Annotated in this window: 14 protein-coding genes and 1 other annotated feature (1 of these 15 running past the window's edge); of the genes, 3 read left to right on the top strand and 11 right to left on the bottom strand. The window is 52.8% G+C overall.

The annotated features are described in order from the left end of the window. Positions 1-95, top strand: a binding site (T-box leader) (it extends 151 nt beyond the left edge of the window). A 91-nt stretch (positions 96-186) separates the two neighbouring features. Further along, a complete protein-coding gene (locus HCR03_RS07130) occupies positions 187-1212 on the top strand; it encodes a branched-chain amino acid aminotransferase (RefSeq protein ID WP_187037350.1) in 1026 nt (341 codons plus the stop codon). Positions 1213-1429: 217 nt separating this feature from the next. On the opposite strand, the gene HCR03_RS07125 is transcribed toward HCR03_RS07130, so the two are convergent. The 7 genes from HCR03_RS07125 to HCR03_RS07095 form a co-directional block, all read right to left on the bottom strand. Then, positions 1430-1861 (bottom strand): hypothetical protein, encoded by a 432-nt coding sequence (locus tag HCR03_RS07125; protein ID WP_187037348.1) that lies wholly within the window; start codon positions 1859-1861, stop codon positions 1430-1432. A 212-nt stretch (positions 1862-2073) separates the two neighbouring features. Next, positions 2074-2808 (bottom strand): phosphatase, encoded by a 735-nt coding sequence (locus HCR03_RS07120; RefSeq protein WP_187037346.1) that lies wholly within the window; start codon positions 2806-2808, stop codon positions 2074-2076. Further along, positions 2805-3842: an ABC transporter ATP-binding protein gene (locus tag HCR03_RS07115; protein ID WP_187037345.1), complete on the bottom strand. Its 1038-nt coding sequence runs from the start codon at positions 3840-3842 to the stop codon at positions 2805-2807. The genes HCR03_RS07120 and HCR03_RS07115 overlap by 4 nt, the downstream gene beginning before the upstream one ends. Further along, on the bottom strand, positions 3839-5566 hold the full coding sequence (locus HCR03_RS07110; protein WP_187037343.1) for an ABC transporter permease: 1728 nt from the start codon (positions 5564-5566) through the stop codon (positions 3839-3841). The genes HCR03_RS07115 and HCR03_RS07110 overlap by 4 nt, the downstream gene beginning before the upstream one ends. Positions 5567-5629: 63 nt before the next feature. Next, positions 5630-6694: an ABC transporter substrate-binding protein gene (locus HCR03_RS07105; protein ID WP_066643970.1), complete on the bottom strand. Its 1065-nt coding sequence runs from the start codon at positions 6692-6694 to the stop codon at positions 5630-5632. After that, positions 6691-7473 (bottom strand): sugar phosphate isomerase/epimerase family protein, encoded by a 783-nt coding sequence (locus HCR03_RS07100; protein ID WP_187037340.1) that lies wholly within the window; start codon positions 7471-7473, stop codon positions 6691-6693. Before HCR03_RS07100 ends, HCR03_RS07105 begins: the two co-directional genes overlap by 4 nt. 293 nt (positions 7474-7766) lie before the next feature. After that, complete coding sequence (locus HCR03_RS07095; protein ID WP_187037338.1) at positions 7767-8999, bottom strand: IS110 family RNA-guided transposase; 1233 nt, start codon at positions 8997-8999, stop codon at positions 7767-7769. A gap of 353 nt (positions 9000-9352) precedes the next feature. Here HCR03_RS07095 and HCR03_RS07090 point away from each other — a divergent pair, with 353 nt between their 5' ends. Both HCR03_RS07090 and HCR03_RS07085 read left to right on the top strand, forming a co-directional pair. Then, entirely contained in the window at positions 9353-10180 is an 828-nt protein-coding gene (locus HCR03_RS07090) for a MurR/RpiR family transcriptional regulator (protein ID WP_156990528.1), read from the top strand. A 134-nt stretch (positions 10181-10314) separates the two neighbouring features. Further along, positions 10315-10803, top strand: coding sequence for a ribonuclease H-like YkuK family protein (locus HCR03_RS07085; protein WP_066649708.1), 489 nt, complete (start codon positions 10315-10317; stop codon positions 10801-10803). A gap of 213 nt (positions 10804-11016) precedes the next feature. On the opposite strand, the gene HCR03_RS07080 is transcribed toward HCR03_RS07085, so the two are convergent. From HCR03_RS07080 to HCR03_RS07065, 4 genes are read right to left on the bottom strand one after another with little or no spacing between them, the layout of a single operon-like run. Further along, positions 11017-11850: a beta/alpha barrel domain-containing protein gene (locus HCR03_RS07080; RefSeq protein WP_187037336.1), complete on the bottom strand. Its 834-nt coding sequence runs from the start codon at positions 11848-11850 to the stop codon at positions 11017-11019. Then, on the bottom strand, positions 11825-12823 hold the full coding sequence (locus HCR03_RS07075) for a homocitrate synthase/isopropylmalate synthase family protein (RefSeq protein WP_156990529.1): 999 nt from the start codon (positions 12821-12823) through the stop codon (positions 11825-11827). Before HCR03_RS07075 ends, HCR03_RS07080 begins: the two co-directional genes overlap by 26 nt. A gap of 40 nt (positions 12824-12863) precedes the next feature. After that, on the bottom strand, positions 12864-13172 hold the full coding sequence (locus HCR03_RS07070; RefSeq protein WP_156990530.1) for a 2Fe-2S ferredoxin: 309 nt from the start codon (positions 13170-13172) through the stop codon (positions 12864-12866). Then, positions 13169-15607, bottom strand: coding sequence for a nitrogenase component 1 (locus HCR03_RS07065; RefSeq protein WP_187037333.1), 2439 nt, complete (start codon positions 15605-15607; stop codon positions 13169-13171). The genes HCR03_RS07070 and HCR03_RS07065 overlap by 4 nt, the downstream gene beginning before the upstream one ends. Positions 15608-15620 lie beyond the last annotated feature (13 nt).

The raw sequence follows: 15620 nt of genomic DNA, 5'->3' as shown, positions 1-15620 counted from the left end.
AGCGCGGAAAGCAGTGCTTTTGCTCTGCTGATGAGTGCAGAGAACACATCTTCTCTGAATTAGGTGGTACCACGGATTTCAGATTCGCCCTAAGCTTTTTGGCTTAGGGCTTTTCGTTTACGCGGATGGCCGCTCAATTGGCAGTATTTACAGTACTTTTAATAAAATACAGAAAGGTCGTTTAAGATGGAAAAGAAAAATCTCGACTGGGCGAATCTTGATTTCAGTTATAGAAAAACAGACAAGAGATTCGTTTCGAATTTCCGTAACGGTGCATGGGACGAGGGAAAGCTGACCGAAGACGATACCGTGACAATCAGCGAGTGCGCCGGCGTTCTGCAGTATTCCCAGTCCTGTTTCGAAGGCCTGAAGGCGTATACGACGGAGGACGGGCGAATTGTGGCGTTTCGTCCCGACATGAATGCGAAACGGATGGAAAACAGCGCGAAAAGACTGGAAATGCCGACGTTTCCGCCGGAAAGGTTCATCGACGCGGTCGTTCGGACCGTAAAGGCGAACGCGGGCTATGTTCCGCCGTTCGGCTCCGGTGCGACGCTTTATGTACGCCCGTATATGTTCGCAAGCGGCCCGGTGATCGGCGTTGCCCCGTCCGACGAATATCAGTTCCGCATTTTCTCAACGCCGGTCGGGCCGTATTTCAAAGGAGGCGCGCGCCCGCTGACCCTTTGCGTCAGCGACTTTGACCGGGCGGCGCCGAACGGCACCGGGCATATCAAGGCGGGGCTGAATTATGCCATGAGCCTTCACGCGATTGTTACGGCGCATAAAAACGGATTCAACGAAAATATGTACCTTGATGCGGCGACTCATACCAAGGTTGAGGAAACCGGCGGCGCAAATATTATTTTTGTCACAAAGGACAATAAAATTGTAACGCCAAAGTCCGGCAGCATCCTCCCGTCGATTACTAGACTTTCCCTTTTGGAAATTGCCAGGGATTATCTTGGCCTTGAAGTGGAAGAAAGAGAAGTTTACTTTGAGGAAGTCAAGGACTTTGCCGAATGCGGCCTTTGCGGCACGGCGGCCGTCATCTCGCCGGTCGGCAAAATTGTGGACCACGGGAAGGAAATCTGCATGCCGAGCGGAATGCAGAATATGGGGCCGATTACAAAGAAGCTGTACGACACGTTAACTGGAATTCAGATGGGCCGGGTCGAAGGACCGAAGGGTTGGATCAAAGTAATCGAATGAACCCCGTTCTGCGAATCAAGGCGCACTGGAGCCGAAGGTTATTGAAAAGTCCGGCGAAAGCCGGGCAAAAGGGAGACAATGCGGGTCGAACTTGCGCGGACGCGGGTCGGCGATTCCGCGTTCGGGACTTCCGCCTGTCATCACGGTGGGCAAAACAAAGGGGTGCCGGTCTGAAAAAACAGATCGGCATCCCTTTTTGTTTTACTTCCCGCCCCGTTCAGTCTTTTGGGGCATAAAAAAACGTGGTGTTATCCACGATTTTGCACCATGTCTGGTGCTCCAGAACATGAATGATGTCGTTTCGCCTGACGCCCTTTCCGATCGCTTTTGAAAGATCGGAGATATGAATGAGTTTATTTGCGTTTTGCTGGAAAACGACGAGCAGCCGGTCCGCCAGATCTTCCGTGTTGGAGGAAGAGGCCTTTGTTTTGGTCTTAGCGCCAACCAGACATTCCGGATGCTTTCTAAAATAAAGAACGCAGATGGCCTTGATCCGGCTGAGCAGCATGGGAGAAAGGTGAATTAATTCCGGCAGCTCTTCAAACCTGCAGCCCATCAGGTCACGCATTCGTTTAAAACCGTGAAGATCGCAATAGCTTAAAAACGCGGTGTAGCTGTCGCCACAATAGATTTGCTTAATTTCGTCCATTCAATCTGTCCTTTCGATTCCGTATGACACAAATAATAATTCTACTCGGATTCCCGGGTCTATTCAAGACTTGACATTTCTTAAAAATTTGCTTGTGAGGACTCTGTCCGGGAAAATCGTCATAAAATTGTCATGGAATCGAGGGGAACCCGGCTTCCGGAAATCCCCGAGGAGCAGCTTTCCATGAAACGGTGCGCTGCGGTCGGCGGATTTTAGAAGACCGGAGATATCCTGTGCGATTTTGAATTCAAAATCATTTTAAGGCCGTCAAAACTAAGATTCAGAACCAATTCCTCGGGAAATCCAACCTCGTTGATGAGCGCAAACGCCTCCTCAAAACGTCCCACGTCATACCAGATGTGAGCGTCGCTCCCAATGACGACGGACGCTCGATTTCTTTTACAGGCTTCCAAAAGTTTTTTGGCGTTTGCTCTTGCACCGACTCTGGTCGAGCCGGGGATCAGGGAGGAATTGTTGAGTTCCAGAGCGGTTCCGCGTTTTTTAGCGGCGGAAACAAGCGCCCCGTAATCCAATGGGTAGCGGCTGTCGTCGGGATGGCCGATGATTTTTACAGATGGATTTTCCATTGCTCGGATCAGGGCGTTCGTGTTCTGCCGGATGCTTCCGCTCTGAATACAGGGGGAGTGAAGGCTTGCGATCACATAATCGAGTTTTTGGAGCAGGGAGTCGTCTACGTCGATTGTGCCTTCAAAATCACAGATGTTTGCTTCGATCCCGCAGAAAACCCGGACGCCCTCGAAGGATTCCCGAACAACTTTATAATTGCTGAAAAGGGCGGGATTTGCACCCGGCATTTTTTCCGCGTGGTCGCTGGTTCCGACCGCCAAAAGCCCTTTCTGCCGTGCCGATTCGATGTTTTCCCTGAGGGTGCTGAACGCGTGGCTGCTTGCAAGCGTGTGCGTATGCAGATCAAAAAGCGCTTTCAATCTGTTTCCTCCTTTTTGATCAGGACGACCGTGTCGTTCAGATCGTAGTCTTCCCGCACGGGGGCGTAGACCGTGACCGGTCTGCCCGAACAGTCGACAGAATAGTGAATCTCACGCCCGCAGTACTGCCGGTTTGTGATTTTTCCCTCTATTCCGTCTCCCTGCTTAACAATTCGGAATTGATCCGGACGAACGGGAAACAGGTTCTGCTCTTTTAACTCCGAACAGGTCGTGCGGTCGTGAAAACACGCGTTGGAGCTTTCTTCGTAAAATTTGTCGCGGTCCCAGATGCCGCGCAACAGATTGTATTTTCCCACAAAGGTTGCCGTAAAGGCCGTGCGGGGATGAAGGTAAATTTCTTCCGGGGTACCGATCTGTTCCACTCTGCCGTTTTTCATAATCATCATGCGGTCCGCCATCGCGAGCGCCTCGTTCTGGTCGTGCGTAACGTACAGGATGGTTGCCCCGGTCATTCGGTGGATATCCTGGATTTCTTTTCTCATGCTGATCTTCAGCTCCGCGTCCAGCGCGCTGAGCGGTTCGTCCATCAAAAGAATTTTCGGCCTTGTGATAATGGCCCTGGCAAGGGCGACGCGCTGCTTCTGCCCGCCGGACAGTTCGTCGGGGTAACGGTCCGACAGAGTTGACAGCCCAACGCTTTCGAGCGCCTGATCGATCAGCCTGTTCTTTTCCGCCGCGTCCATCCGGGCGTATTTTTTCCGGAGCAGGGGAAACTCCGCGTGCTGGCGAACCGTCATATTCGGCCAGAGGGCGAAGGACTGGAATACCATTCCAAGATTTCGCCGTTCGACCGGGAGACATTGCTCAGGGGAGGAGTAAAGTGTGTCGTTTAAAAGAATGGAGCCTGAGGATGGCGTTTCAAAGCCGCCCGCCAACCTGAGCAGCGTGGTTTTTCCGCAGCCGGAGGGCCCAAGAATACAGAGAAATTCCCCGTCGCCGATTTCTATGGATACGTCGGACAGAGCAATGTTTTTTCCATATAGTTTTGACAAATGTGTGATTCTCAGGCTCATAAAATGCTCTCCTCCATCTTTTTTAAGGCGTCTTTATGGCTGGAATGGGATCCTTCGGCATCGTGCTCCGGCGATCGTTCTTTCTTTCCGCCGGATTCCCGGCATACGTACTGAATCAGGCCGTAGCCGAAAAGAATCAGAATGACGATCAGAACGGAGAACGCATACGCAATGTTGTAGTCGCCGGACTGCTGAAAGTTGAAAACGGTCAGCCCGATGGTTTTGGTTCCGGCGGAGGCCAAAATGGAAGACAGCGTCATTTCCGTCAGGGAGGAGACAAAAATCAAAAGGGAGCTGGATAAGGTTTGCCTGAAAAGCAGAGGAGTCAGAATTTTTTTCCACATTCTGATTTTTCCGCCGCCGGCGACATGGGCCGCCTCTTCCAGGGACGGGTGAATGGAAAGCATGGCCGCGGTGCTGCCTTTGATCTGAAGAATCAGATAACGTGTAAGGTAGGCCGCGATCAGAATCCAAATGCTGCCGTAGACACCCGGAATCATCGACCAGTGGAAGATCATTGCGAGGGCAAGCACAATGCCGGGAATCGCATAGGTCAGCGACGCGCAGAATTCCAGCAGGCGAACCGCGGTGCCTTTGCCGCGTAATTTTTGGTAGGCGGCCGCCGTGCCGATGAGAATGCACAACGCGCATGTGGTCAACGAAAGAAACAAGCTGTTGCAAAGGGCGTTCAGCACGCCGCTGTTCGTAAACAGGAACCGGTAGCTTTGAAAGGAAAGGTTTGCGAGTGAAAAGCGCTGCCCGTAAACTTTTTGAAAGGACGCGGCCGTCATATTCAGCAGAGGAACCAGATCAAGCAGCAAAAAAAACGTGATGCCGAACCACTCGACGCGTCTGCGCGCATTTTGGTTCAGAAAGATGCGCGGGGAAAAATCGAGGCGGATGCTGTCCGTCTGCCTGGCTTTTCCGGCAAAGGCGGTCATGGCAAGTGATCCGGAAACCGCCACAACGGAAAGCAGCACGGATAGCGCGGAAGCGAGGGAAAACGAATCGGGACCGAAACCGATCGCCTTTTCATAGATATAGGTGCTGAGTACCGGGATGGAAGCGGGAATTCCCAGAAAAGCGGGCACTGAAAAATTATCCATGCATGAAAGGAACGCCAGTACGCTTCCGCCGAGGATTGCCGGCGCGGCCTGAGCCAGATCGATTCGAAACAGGGTTTCCCACCGGCCGCAGCCGGCTGCCCTGGCAGCCCACTCCAGCTCTCTGGGAATTTTCCGAAGCGTGTTGACGGTCGTCAGGTAAACGAGCGGAATGTTGCAGATGCCGAGAACAAAAATGATGCCGCCAAGCGAATACAGATTGACCGGTCCAAGATGCAGCAGGCGCAGAACGCGGTTGAGTTCGCCGTTGCCCGTTAAAACGCTGGTCCAGGAAATGGTGATGACGTAGGATGGAATGATGAAAGGGGCGAGCACGAGCAATTCGAGCAGCTTTTTCCTTTTCAGATTCCAATAGGCGTTCAGAAAAGCAAACAAAACGCCCAGAGCGGTCGACAAAAGCGTTGAGACCAGCGCGATTACAACCGTGTTTCCGATTGCGCGAATGGTTCGTGAATCTTCAAACAGCGCGGCATAGTTCCCAAAGCCATATCCGCCGCCCTGCGACAGGCTCATCAGGACCAGTCGGAATAAGGGAACAAGGAACAGAAAAACGACGGCGGCACAGCCGAGCGCCTGATAGAGCAGGTTCCTTTTTTTCATTTCTGATAATCTCCAAAAAGGGCCGCGGTTTTCCGCAGCCCGGCTTTTTATCATCCCGGTTCGTTAACCGAACATTTTGCTGAATTTTTCTTTATCGCTGTCTCGTGTCTGAACAAGTTTTGAAAGATCATACGTCAGATTTTTGATTTGATCGACGGATTGAAACCCGTCGGGAGCCTTTACTCCGGATTTAATGGGCGTATAGCCGATTTGCGAGGTTGCCGCCTGGCCGCCGTCGGACAGAAGAAAATCCACAAAGGCCTTGGCCTGGCGCTCGTTCGGAGTACCTTTGACAATTCCAATCGGTTCGGTGACGCTTAAAGAGCCCTCGCTGGGGTAGATGAAATCGACCGGCGCGCCCTTTGCCTTGTCGCGAAGCGCAAGATAATCCACTACAATGCCGCAGGATTTCTGACCGGCGAGCACCGCTTTTTCCACGGCACCGTTACCCTGCTGAACGGATACGCCGTTTGTTTTCAAAGACTGATAAAAATCCCAGCCGATTCCGTCCGTCCTTGTCAGAACCCCGAGATTGTATGCCGCCGCGCCGGAATACAGCGGGCTCGGCATCACCAGATTGTCCTTGTAATCGGCGGACTTTAGGTCCTTGTACCCCGCCGGCGGTTTTTTCACCAGGTCGGTGTTAATCACGATTCCCGTGGAAATAATTTTGGTTCCGGTGTATGTATGGTCCGCGTCATAGTAATCGCTGCTGATTCCTTTCAGCTCCGGGGAAGCGTAGCTCATCAGCAGGTCGGCCGATTTCAGGGATTCAAAGGTTGCCGCGTCCGCCACCAGAAGCAGATCGGCTTTTACCGCCCCGGCCTTTTTTTCCGCGAGAATTTTACTGACGACTTCTTCCGTTCCGCTGCGGAAGACGTTGACTTTGATCTCGGGCTGCTTTTTGTTGAAAGCCTGAATCAGCGCCTGAATATCCTGCTCCGGCTGCGAGGTGTAGATGGTTACGCTCCCTTTTAAAGTATCCTTCTGCGACGATGCTGCCGAACTGCTTGATGACGGCGCCGTGTTCGTTTGGGAGGAAGCCGAGCCGTTCCCGGCACAGCCTGAAAAATTTGCCGCCATGCAAAGAGCGAGAATGCCGGCTGCCAGCTTGGTTTTTGTTTTCATTGCAGATTCTCCTTCAGCTTTTGAATATATTTAATATTTTCGCGAAGCATGGTGTATTGGCCGGAAGCGTCAAAGCCCTCAATGACCAATGGAAAGCCGCTGCGTTCCAATGCCGGCCACAATCTTCTAAAAGAAAAATCGCCGTCCGAAAGAAGCGTGTGGTACGTCGCGCCCCGGCGGTTGCTGATGTGGATTTTCGAGACCTTGGGGAGGTCCCGAAGATGATTGAACAGCTCTTTTTCATTATCGCAGTGAGCAACATCGACCGTATAGGAAAATTCGCGGTAGAGGCCGCGGGTGATTTCCCGGACGTCGTCCGGAGTTGTCATGATCTCCTTTGGGATTTTTTCCATCAGCTCAAGAGAAACCGAGACGCCAGATCGACTCGCGTACCGGAAGATTTCTTCCAATCCCCGATAGGCTAGCTCCTGATAAAGCGGACGGTTTCCGCAAAGGGATTCCCGGGGAGGGTGCACCGTCAGTTCCCGGGCGTGCAATTTTGCCGCCAGATCAATGGAATTCCTGATTTCGTCCAGCGAGGCTCTGCGGATTCGCCGGTTCACCGATGCAAAATTCAAATCCCAGGTTTTGCTGTGTACAAAAATTGGAAGCGGACAGCGATCCAGCAGGCTGAGACATTCCGCTTCCCTGTATCCTCTGCTGTCGAACTGCTGCGCCCAAAGCTCGATGCCTTCCGCCTGGAATTCACGCGCCGCTCGGAACAGCTCCGGCAGCGCAGCGTTCCACATGAGCGTTGAAGAAAAAAAGATTTGATTCACGGCTGTTTCCCCCTAAATGACAAGCTCATCATAAAGCCGGCGCGTTAAGTCAATGTTATCGGATGGTTATGATTTGTTTAATGTTTTTCATATAAATTTAAATGAAATTTAATTTTCATTTTTGATCAAGGACAGTATAATGGAACAAAGTCTAATGGTATGAAGTCAAGAGGGTAAGTGCAAATGGAACGGATAAAAAAGCCACCATAAACGTACTGGCTGGATAAAAAAGGCAAACCTTTTCAAGCCCTGCCCTTGCAATTTAAAAAACAGGGCAACAATACCATCAGAGTTTAATACTCTTCCGGTGGAATGTACAGGCGGTTGTCTTTCAGCAGCCGAAAGACCAACCGAACCAGTTTTCTGGCAGTTAAAGCGAGTGCGCGTTTATGCTGGAACTTGTTGACCTCTTTGAACTTGAGGTCATAGTAGCGCCGGAACTCCGAGTCGCATCTTCTCATAGAGTTGGCAGCTTCCAGCAGATAGTACCGAAGGAATCGGTTTCCGGACTTGATTAGATGGGTATTCTCAGCCTCATAGTCTCCGGACTGGTGCTGAGACCAAACGAGGCCAGCAAACTTAGCCAGAGAGGCCTGAGACTGAAAGCGGTGAATGTCACCGATCTCAGCAATAATACCCGCTGAATACACCTTACCAATACCGGGGACAGAGGTCAGCGTATTGGGGATGATCTCGAACTGCTGCTCGATAGCCTTGTCCAGCGTCTTGATCTGGCTTTCCAATGCCCGCATGGCAGCGATCGAGACCGACATGGCCTGGTTGACAGAATCGTTCACGGTTTTGGGAAGCCGGTAGGAGCCTTTGGCGGCGGTTTGCACCGCCTTCGCGGTAGCTTCTGGATTGGCAAACCTCCCTCGTCCAGATTTCACGATGAAGTCGGTCAACTCTTTTATGTCGGCGTAAGCCAGTGCATCCACTGTCTCAAATCGTTCCATCAGGGCAATGGTGGTGGCGCTGGTATTTTGGGAAAGGACTTTTTCCTGAGCCAACCCAGAGCACTTGAGAAACAGGTAATTCGCAAAACGCTGCTTTTCCCGCGTTAGGTTCTGGACAGAGAAAAAGCGTGCTCTGGTTAGTGTTTGAAGGGCCTTGTAGCGATAATCGTCCATGTAAACCTCTGAGGCAATTCTGCCGAATCTGAGATGGTCGGCAATCACGAAGGCATCCACGAAATCGTTCTTGGGCAGATCGGAATAGGCATCCTTGAACTTTCTGACCTGCTTGGGATTGAGAACATGGATCTTCCGTTGAAACCGTCCCAATCTGCCATCTTCCCGGAGCGCATAAACGAGGCAGTCCCCATAGATGGAGGTGGCCTCAAGGCCAATCATCACGTCGCTGAGCTGCATCGCGGTAAGTGCGGACACAATTCTCTCAGACATCAGTTTAGCACCACCACGGTTGTTCTGCACGGAAAAGCTGCTGTGTTTGGTTCCATCCGGCTTCATGAGGTAAGCGACGTTATTTTTGCTGCTCACATCAATGCCAACGTAAAGTGGATTCAAAAATATCACCTCCCCCACAGTGGGATTTTCAAGTCGGCAGGTTTTAAGATACCCATGATAACCGGAGCATCAGCAACCTCGCGTATTAGAATCATTCCGGAAAAGGCCAATGCGATATCCCTCACTGCTAAAAGGGCGGCCTTGATTCCGGCAAACAGCTAATGAGTTTGCAGCTAACTTCCGGCTCAGGGGAACAGACTATCTGTGAAGCAGCCTTACGGCCCAACAGGAGGAATTAGAGCTTGTCCCTGCCGACTTGACAGCATTATATCACGGGCATCTCAAAGCCTGCCGGTATTCTATTTTTGGGGCGTTTTCGCCCTACAAAACTTATTATACGAGGAGGAATAGGGATGGATTTGTCCGATGTGAATCAAGCTGATTTTACCAAAGCAGACCATATCATCCTGAATTATCTGATGAGTCACGAAAACACGCTGTATTTTGAAACGGCGAGCGAGATATCCGCCAAAATCGGCGTCAGCCCGGCGACCATCGGCAGGTTCTGGCCGAAGATTGGCTATGCGAGTTTGAAGGAGTTAAAACGAAAGCTGGTTTCCCAAAACAGCACGACTCCGGTTTCCAAAGTAAAAAAGACGCTGTCCGCGCTGCCGGACTCCGACCGGACGACGTCCGAACTGATTCTTAAAAACATAGAGGCGCTGGAAAAAACGCTGCGGCTGATTTCCCCGGAAGCAATGGACACGGCGGCCCGACTGATTACCCAAACGCCGAAAATCTATATTTTTGCTCCGGATGCTTCCTATGGGGTTGCCCTTGTCATGAGGTACCGGCTGCGGCGGTTCGGCATGGAACCGATCTTTCTGGAGGGCGGTTCTTCCCTGTATGAATCCCTGAACAATGTTCGAAAGGAGGATCTGGTAATTCTTTTCTGTTTCAGCCGTGTTCTTGCGGAAACGACTGTTTTGATGCAGCACAGGCAAAACGTAGGATACTCCTGTGTCGTGTTCAGCGACCTGTTGTCGGACGGACTTCAAAACACGGAGGCTTTTCTCTATTGCTACCGGGGAGAACCGACGGAGTACCACTCCATGGTAAGCGCGATGGCCGTAGTGGACAGCCTGATTATTAAAATAGCCATGAAATCACATGATTTCATGGCTAGGATCGACCAGCTGAACGGCCTTCGGGGGAAATATCAAAAATTGATCCGCCGATAGGTGGAACAATCCCCGCCTGCGTGATATAATCTGGGGTAAAAGAAGAGCGGCTCTCAACAAAAGCCCGTGCCGGAAGGCGGAATGCACTTGACGGGATTCAGATTTTATATTTCATGACAGAAAGGAATAACGCGATGATCAGTCCAACCTACGGGAAATGCAGCGACGAGCAAATGATCAATATCATAGCAAATTACATCCGGACGAACAGCAAAACATCCGAGGGATTTAACCTGACTGTAGGAACGGACAGCCAGAATTTTTCCGATACCAAGATAGTGGTTGTAGTCGCCGTTCAGAATATCGGTCATGGCGGAATCTTTTTCTACGATGTTTTCAGAATCAACAAGATCGACAACATCAGGCAAAAGCTTCTTTACGAAACCAATATGAGCCTGATGTATGCGGACAGGGTGCTGTCGAGATTTGAAGACCTTTGTCAAAAAATGAATTTGGATTCGAGTAAAATTAATATTTGTATTCACGTTGACGCAGGTTCCAATGGAAAGACCGGTAAATTGATTCCGGAGCTTGTCGCATGGGTCAGGGCCTGCGGCTATGAATGCAAGGTCAAGCCGGACTCTTTTGCGGCAAGCAGTATAGCGGACAGATTCAGCAAATAGATCATATCACATTCCCTGTTTCCCCGGATCTCGTTGGCTTTATCGGTCCTTTCCGATGGGATCCCGGCAGTGCGCCCGGAAGCCGGCATAGCGCAGATTACAGCCGGTCGGAAGCGCCGCGGCCAGAGTTTTTGAATTTCGGAAGAGGCCGCTTTCCCGCTGCGCCCGCTGGAAGCAAATAGGATCGCCGCGCAGAAAACGAACAGAAATTTTCTAATTCCACATTTCATAAGAACCGTTCCTTTGCTTTTTCAGTAGAACTTCGCTGGCTTTTCGCTCAACCTCCCTGGCCTCGCCGCGGTTGGGCCGAATGGAAAAAGCAGGTTCGCAGACGCGGACAAACTGCGACATGTTGCAGTTTCCAGCCCGTTCGCCGATGCCGAAAATGGTTGTGTCAATATAAAGAGCCCCCGCTTTTGCGGCGGCAAGGGAGTTTGCAACGGACATGCCCAAATCGTTGTGAGCGTGGATCTCAACCTCCATGCCGGTATACTGAATCAATTCCTGAACAGCCTGAAACGCACGGGAGGGGCTCAGTACCCCGACCGTATCGGCGAAGCGGACGCGCTTGATTCCTTTTTGCCGCAGCTCGTTTGACAGCGTAATCAGGAAGGTCGGGTCCGCCCGGGACGCATCCTCAAAGCCGACCGTCACCTCGGCGCCCCCGGAAAGGGCGAGCTCGACGCAGGACAGCATTGTTTTAAGAAGCCAGCTTTTATTACGCCGCAGCTTGGAATAGATTTGAACATAGGAAACGGGTACGCCGATATGGATGATATCCGGTCCGCACGAGGATGCGGCTTTGATTTCATCGGCATTCATGCGGCTCCACACGGAAATTCTGGAATTGCGCTTTCTATGGACGATTTCCCGTATGGTATCCTGCTCATAGGACCCCATCGCGGGGATTCCCGCTTCAATCTGGTCGATTCCGGCGTCGTCCAGCATGGCAGCGATTCTGACTTTCTGCTCCGTTGTCATGGCGAAGCCGGGGCTTTGCTCACCGTCGCGCAGGGTGGTGTCAACCAGCTTCTTTTTTGGTTTCACCGCATTCACCCCCTTCCCGGGTATTCGTTTTTATCAGTTCAAGAAATTCACCGTCCGTCAGGCTTCTCCGCTTGGCGACGCTGACCCGGCGAACCAACTGCACAATTTGAGAAATCTCATCGGAATAAGCCGCGAGTCCCATTTCCCGCATTTTCAGCGCGACGGAGGCTTTTCCTGAATGCTTGCCGATGACAAGCCTTCGCTGCGCACCGACCAGCTCCGGTTTGTAGGGCTCGTAAATTCTTGGGTTTTTCGCGACTCCGTCCGCATGAATCCCGGCTTCCACATAAAAAATTTCTTCGCCGATTACCGGCTTGTGCCTTGGAACCGGAATTCCGGTGATTTCTTCCAACAGCCGGCTTGCGCGCGGCATCGCGGAATAATCCTGAGTGGGCTTATACCGGGCGAGCAGGCGAAGGGCAAGAAAAACTTCCTCCGTCGGGGCGAATCCGCCGATGCCGTTAAAACCGGTGACCACGTTCCGCTCCCCGAACAGAATCCATTCCACCGCGGCGGCCGTCGCACAGGCATAGCCGTTTTCCGGGCAGAACTCGATTTTTCCGGAGAGGTTTTTTACAATCTGCCGGTACGCCATGTCTGCGTTGTGGCACATTAAATCGTCCAGACCGGTTACGCGCACATAGGGCAGAACACGGCACTGCCGGAGAAAAGGGATTTCACTGATTCCGTTAATATGTACCTCGCGGATCACATCCGGTCTGACGGCGCCGCCGTTTATCCGGCACACGTAGAATCCGATTTCCGGAATTCTGGGAACCTCCGACAGATCGTCTAATTTGAGAATGTATTTTCCGCCGCGCGGCAGTGCTCCGATTTTTCGGTATGCGTTTTCTGAGAGTTCGATATAATCCGTTCCCAGTTCCAATAGAAGCTCACAAAGCTCGCCGAGCTGACCTGGCGACGCCTGATAGCAATCCAGACAACTCAAAGTTTTGTCCGTTACTCGAATCATTCCCAAATCCCTCCTGTTCCAAAACGGGGAAACGTCCCCGTCAGATCATCAGCGACTGAACGGGTTCATCCCCCTCGATGTGCTGTTCCATAATGGTCTCGACGTCTTCTGGGGTTACGTTGCCGTACCACACGCCCTCCGGATACACCACGACGACCGGGCCTTTCTCACAAAGCCCGAAGCAGCCTGTGTTTGTCACCGTCACTTCGCCCTCCAGTGCGCGCTCCTCAATTTCCTCCTGAAACCGCCGGGCGACGGCGGCGGAGTCTTTTGTGCAGCAGAATCCCCTCTGCGTTCCGTTGATCCGGCTGCTTGTGCAGACGAAAATATGATGCTTCGGCCGATTCATGTTTCAATCCCTCCTGTCATCTGCTTTGCCCCGTTTTTGACCGCGTGTTCCATCTTGTCGTAAGTCGTAAACAGCCTGATGCCGTGCCCGCTCAACTTCTGCTCCGGTATGGCGTCAGCCTCGCATGTGGGCTCCGGTTTGCCGTCCCGCGCCGCAACGGCAAACCGGAGCGGAGCTTCTGACTTTTGCTGAGGTTTTTCCCGGAATTCAATGGAACGGTCGTTGTCGAGCGTCCCGATTGCGTCGGCGCGGCAGTGACGGCAATGAAGCATTTGGGGCAGAATTTTTCCGCATTCCCGCCGGAGGTCCGCCAGCTTTCGGTTTGGGACGGGAGAAAGATGCTCAAACGCGCTGCCTTTGACCGGAACAAGCTGCATGATGTTGGTCAGCTTGGCGCCAAGCTGTTTTACCGTTCTCACGACTTCTGCAATTTCATTTTCGTTGATGCCGCTGAGCAGAACGATGTTTATCTTGCAGACGACTCCGAGCGAGCAGAGAAGCTTCAGCCCGGAAAGCTGGTTCGCGAGAAGGATGGAAGCCCCTTCCTCGCCGTAATACCGTTTTCCCATAAAATCGATATGGGAGTAAATCTTTGCCCCGGTCTCAGGACTTACGGTGTTCAGGGTGACGGTCACATGCGTTACGCCGAGCCGGACCAGCTCCTGCGCGTAAAGCGGAAGCATCAGGCCGTTTGTCGACAGGCAGAAGGTGACGTCCGGGTCATACGCGCGGATCAGGCGAAGCGTTTCCGAGGTTTCGGGAAAGTTCGCGAGCGCGTCTCCCGGCCCTGCGATGCCGGCCACGGTCAGGTTCGGAATTTTTTCCTTGACGCGCTTGTATTTTTCCAGTGCTTCCTCCGGGGTCAGAATGCCCGATGTGACGCCGGGCCGGCTTTCGTTGGGGCAGTCGAATTTTCTCACGCAGTAGCCGCACTGAATATTGCATTCCGGCGCGACGGGAAGGTGCATTCTGGCATATTTCCCCTCGGCGCAGGTAAAGCATGGGTGTTTTGCCGTTCGAAGAGCAAGGCTTTCGGCGGTTTCATCGGGGGGCGAAGTCTCTTTCGCACCCCGATAATATTTTTCATACTGTTCGCCGCGAAAACGTGAGTTCCGTTTGGACAGCAGCGTGTTTGTCATGCGGTCCAGCAGCTGAAGCGACCCTTCGTACCCCAGCATCCGCAGGCGCTGCCCGCCGACGTGGTCGTGAACCGGGAAACTGTGGCGCACCAGGTCAAGCCCCAGGTTGGCGGCGGCCCGACGCGCGTCGGAGCTGCCGATGATCAGATTGGCGCCGTTTTCCCTCGCGGCGTGTTCAATTTCATCAAAATCCGCGTCGTTTAAGACGGAGAACCGTTTCACAAGCTGAACGGAGGCGGCTTTTTCGATTTGCGGACGTATGCTTTCTTCCCAGCCCTTGCAGTCCGAGCCCGTTGCCGCAACGACCGGCACCGCGCCGTTTTCACAGCAGAGGCCGACGACCGACCGGACGAAATCCGGTTCCCCGCAGATTACGGGGCGGGCGAGCGCGTTGTATTTATGGGAGTCGATCATCGCGTCGAGGTATCGTTCGCGCTCTTTCCTCAGTCCTTCCGAAACCGTTCCGCCCAGCTTTTTCAGTTCACGGATGAGCGCATCCGTGGCGGCAAGCCCGCAGGGCAGGGGAAGGCGGAGAAACGGGACTCCGTATTTTTCATTCAGGACCCGAGCCGGAGACGTGTCCTTGTTCTGAAACGCCGAGAGCTCCAGAGTCATCCGCGCGCCGCCCATTAGCCCAATTTCCGAAATCGGCGTGCCGCCCATCGGAAGGCGGCTGTAGGAATCACCGTGGCCGCCGTCAAGATTTTCAGAAAGGTCGGGAAGAAGAATCGCCTCGACGCCCATCCCTTCCAAAAGCGATTTCAGCCAGCGCGTATCCGCCGGAGAGATCATTCCCGTGATGACGTTCACTTTCCCGTTCGGACGAGTGTCCATCTCGACTTGGGAGACAACGGCCCGCAGAGTTCTGAAAAAACCCTCGTACTGAGTCCCGGAGTAACCGGCGGACGGGACCGTGATCAGCGCTGCGTCAAGCTCAGGGTGTTTCTGCCGAAAGGTTTCAACAATGGCGGGTACATCTTCGCCGATTGTCTCCGCAAGACAGGAGGTCGCAACGCCGATGACCTCCGGGTGGTAAAGCTGAATCAGATTTTCAAGCCCGCGAATCAGATTGTCCGCCCCGCCGAACACGGTCCCCTGCTCGGTCAGCGAAGAAGAGGCGATATCCACCGGCTCATTGTAATGCGTCGCCATGTGGCGGCGGATATAAGTGCTGCATCCCTGCGACCCGTGCAGGATGGTCATGCAGCCGCGAATGCCGAAAAAAGCGGTGAGGGAGCCCATCGGCATGCACATTTTGCAGGGGTTTACGTTGAGCTGAACCAGATTTGCCCCCATAAGCGTAACTCCT

The sequence above is a fragment of the Caproicibacter fermentans genome, from assembly GCF_014303955.1.
GTDB classification, from domain to species: domain Bacteria; phylum Bacillota; class Clostridia; order Oscillospirales; family Acutalibacteraceae; genus Caproicibacter; species Caproicibacter fermentans.
Note: the sequence above shows the minus strand (reverse complement) of the source record. Positions and strands in the feature narration are given on the sequence as shown.

Bases quoted from the DNA above. Each gene is read 5' to 3' on its own strand.
- HCR03_RS07130 (WP_187037350.1), top strand. From the start codon at position 187: ATGGAAAAGAAAAATCTCGACTGGGCGAATCTTGATTTCAGTTATAGA.
- HCR03_RS07125 (WP_187037348.1), bottom strand. From the start codon at position 1,861: ATGGACGAAATTAAGCAAATCTATTGTGGCGACAGCTACACCGCGTTT.
- HCR03_RS07115 (WP_187037345.1), bottom strand. From the start codon at position 3,842: ATGAGCCTGAGAATCACACATTTGTCAAAACTATATGGAAAAAACATT.
- HCR03_RS07110 (WP_187037343.1), bottom strand. From the start codon at position 5,566: ATGAAAAAAAGGAACCTGCTCTATCAGGCGCTCGGCTGTGCCGCCGTC.
- HCR03_RS07105 (WP_066643970.1), bottom strand. From the start codon at position 6,694: ATGAAAACAAAAACCAAGCTGGCAGCCGGCATTCTCGCTCTTTGCATG.
- HCR03_RS07090 (WP_156990528.1), top strand. From the start codon at position 9,353: ATGGATTTGTCCGATGTGAATCAAGCTGATTTTACCAAAGCAGACCAT.
- HCR03_RS07085 (WP_066649708.1), top strand. From the start codon at position 10,315: ATGATCAGTCCAACCTACGGGAAATGCAGCGACGAGCAAATGATCAAT.
- HCR03_RS07075 (WP_156990529.1), bottom strand. From the start codon at position 12,823: ATGATTCGAGTAACGGACAAAACTTTGAGTTGTCTGGATTGCTATCAG.
- HCR03_RS07070 (WP_156990530.1), bottom strand. From the start codon at position 13,172: ATGAATCGGCCGAAGCATCATATTTTCGTCTGCACAAGCAGCCGGATC.
- HCR03_RS07065 (WP_187037333.1), bottom strand. From the start codon at position 15,607: ATGGGGGCAAATCTGGTTCAGCTCAACGTAAACCCCTGCAAAATGTGC.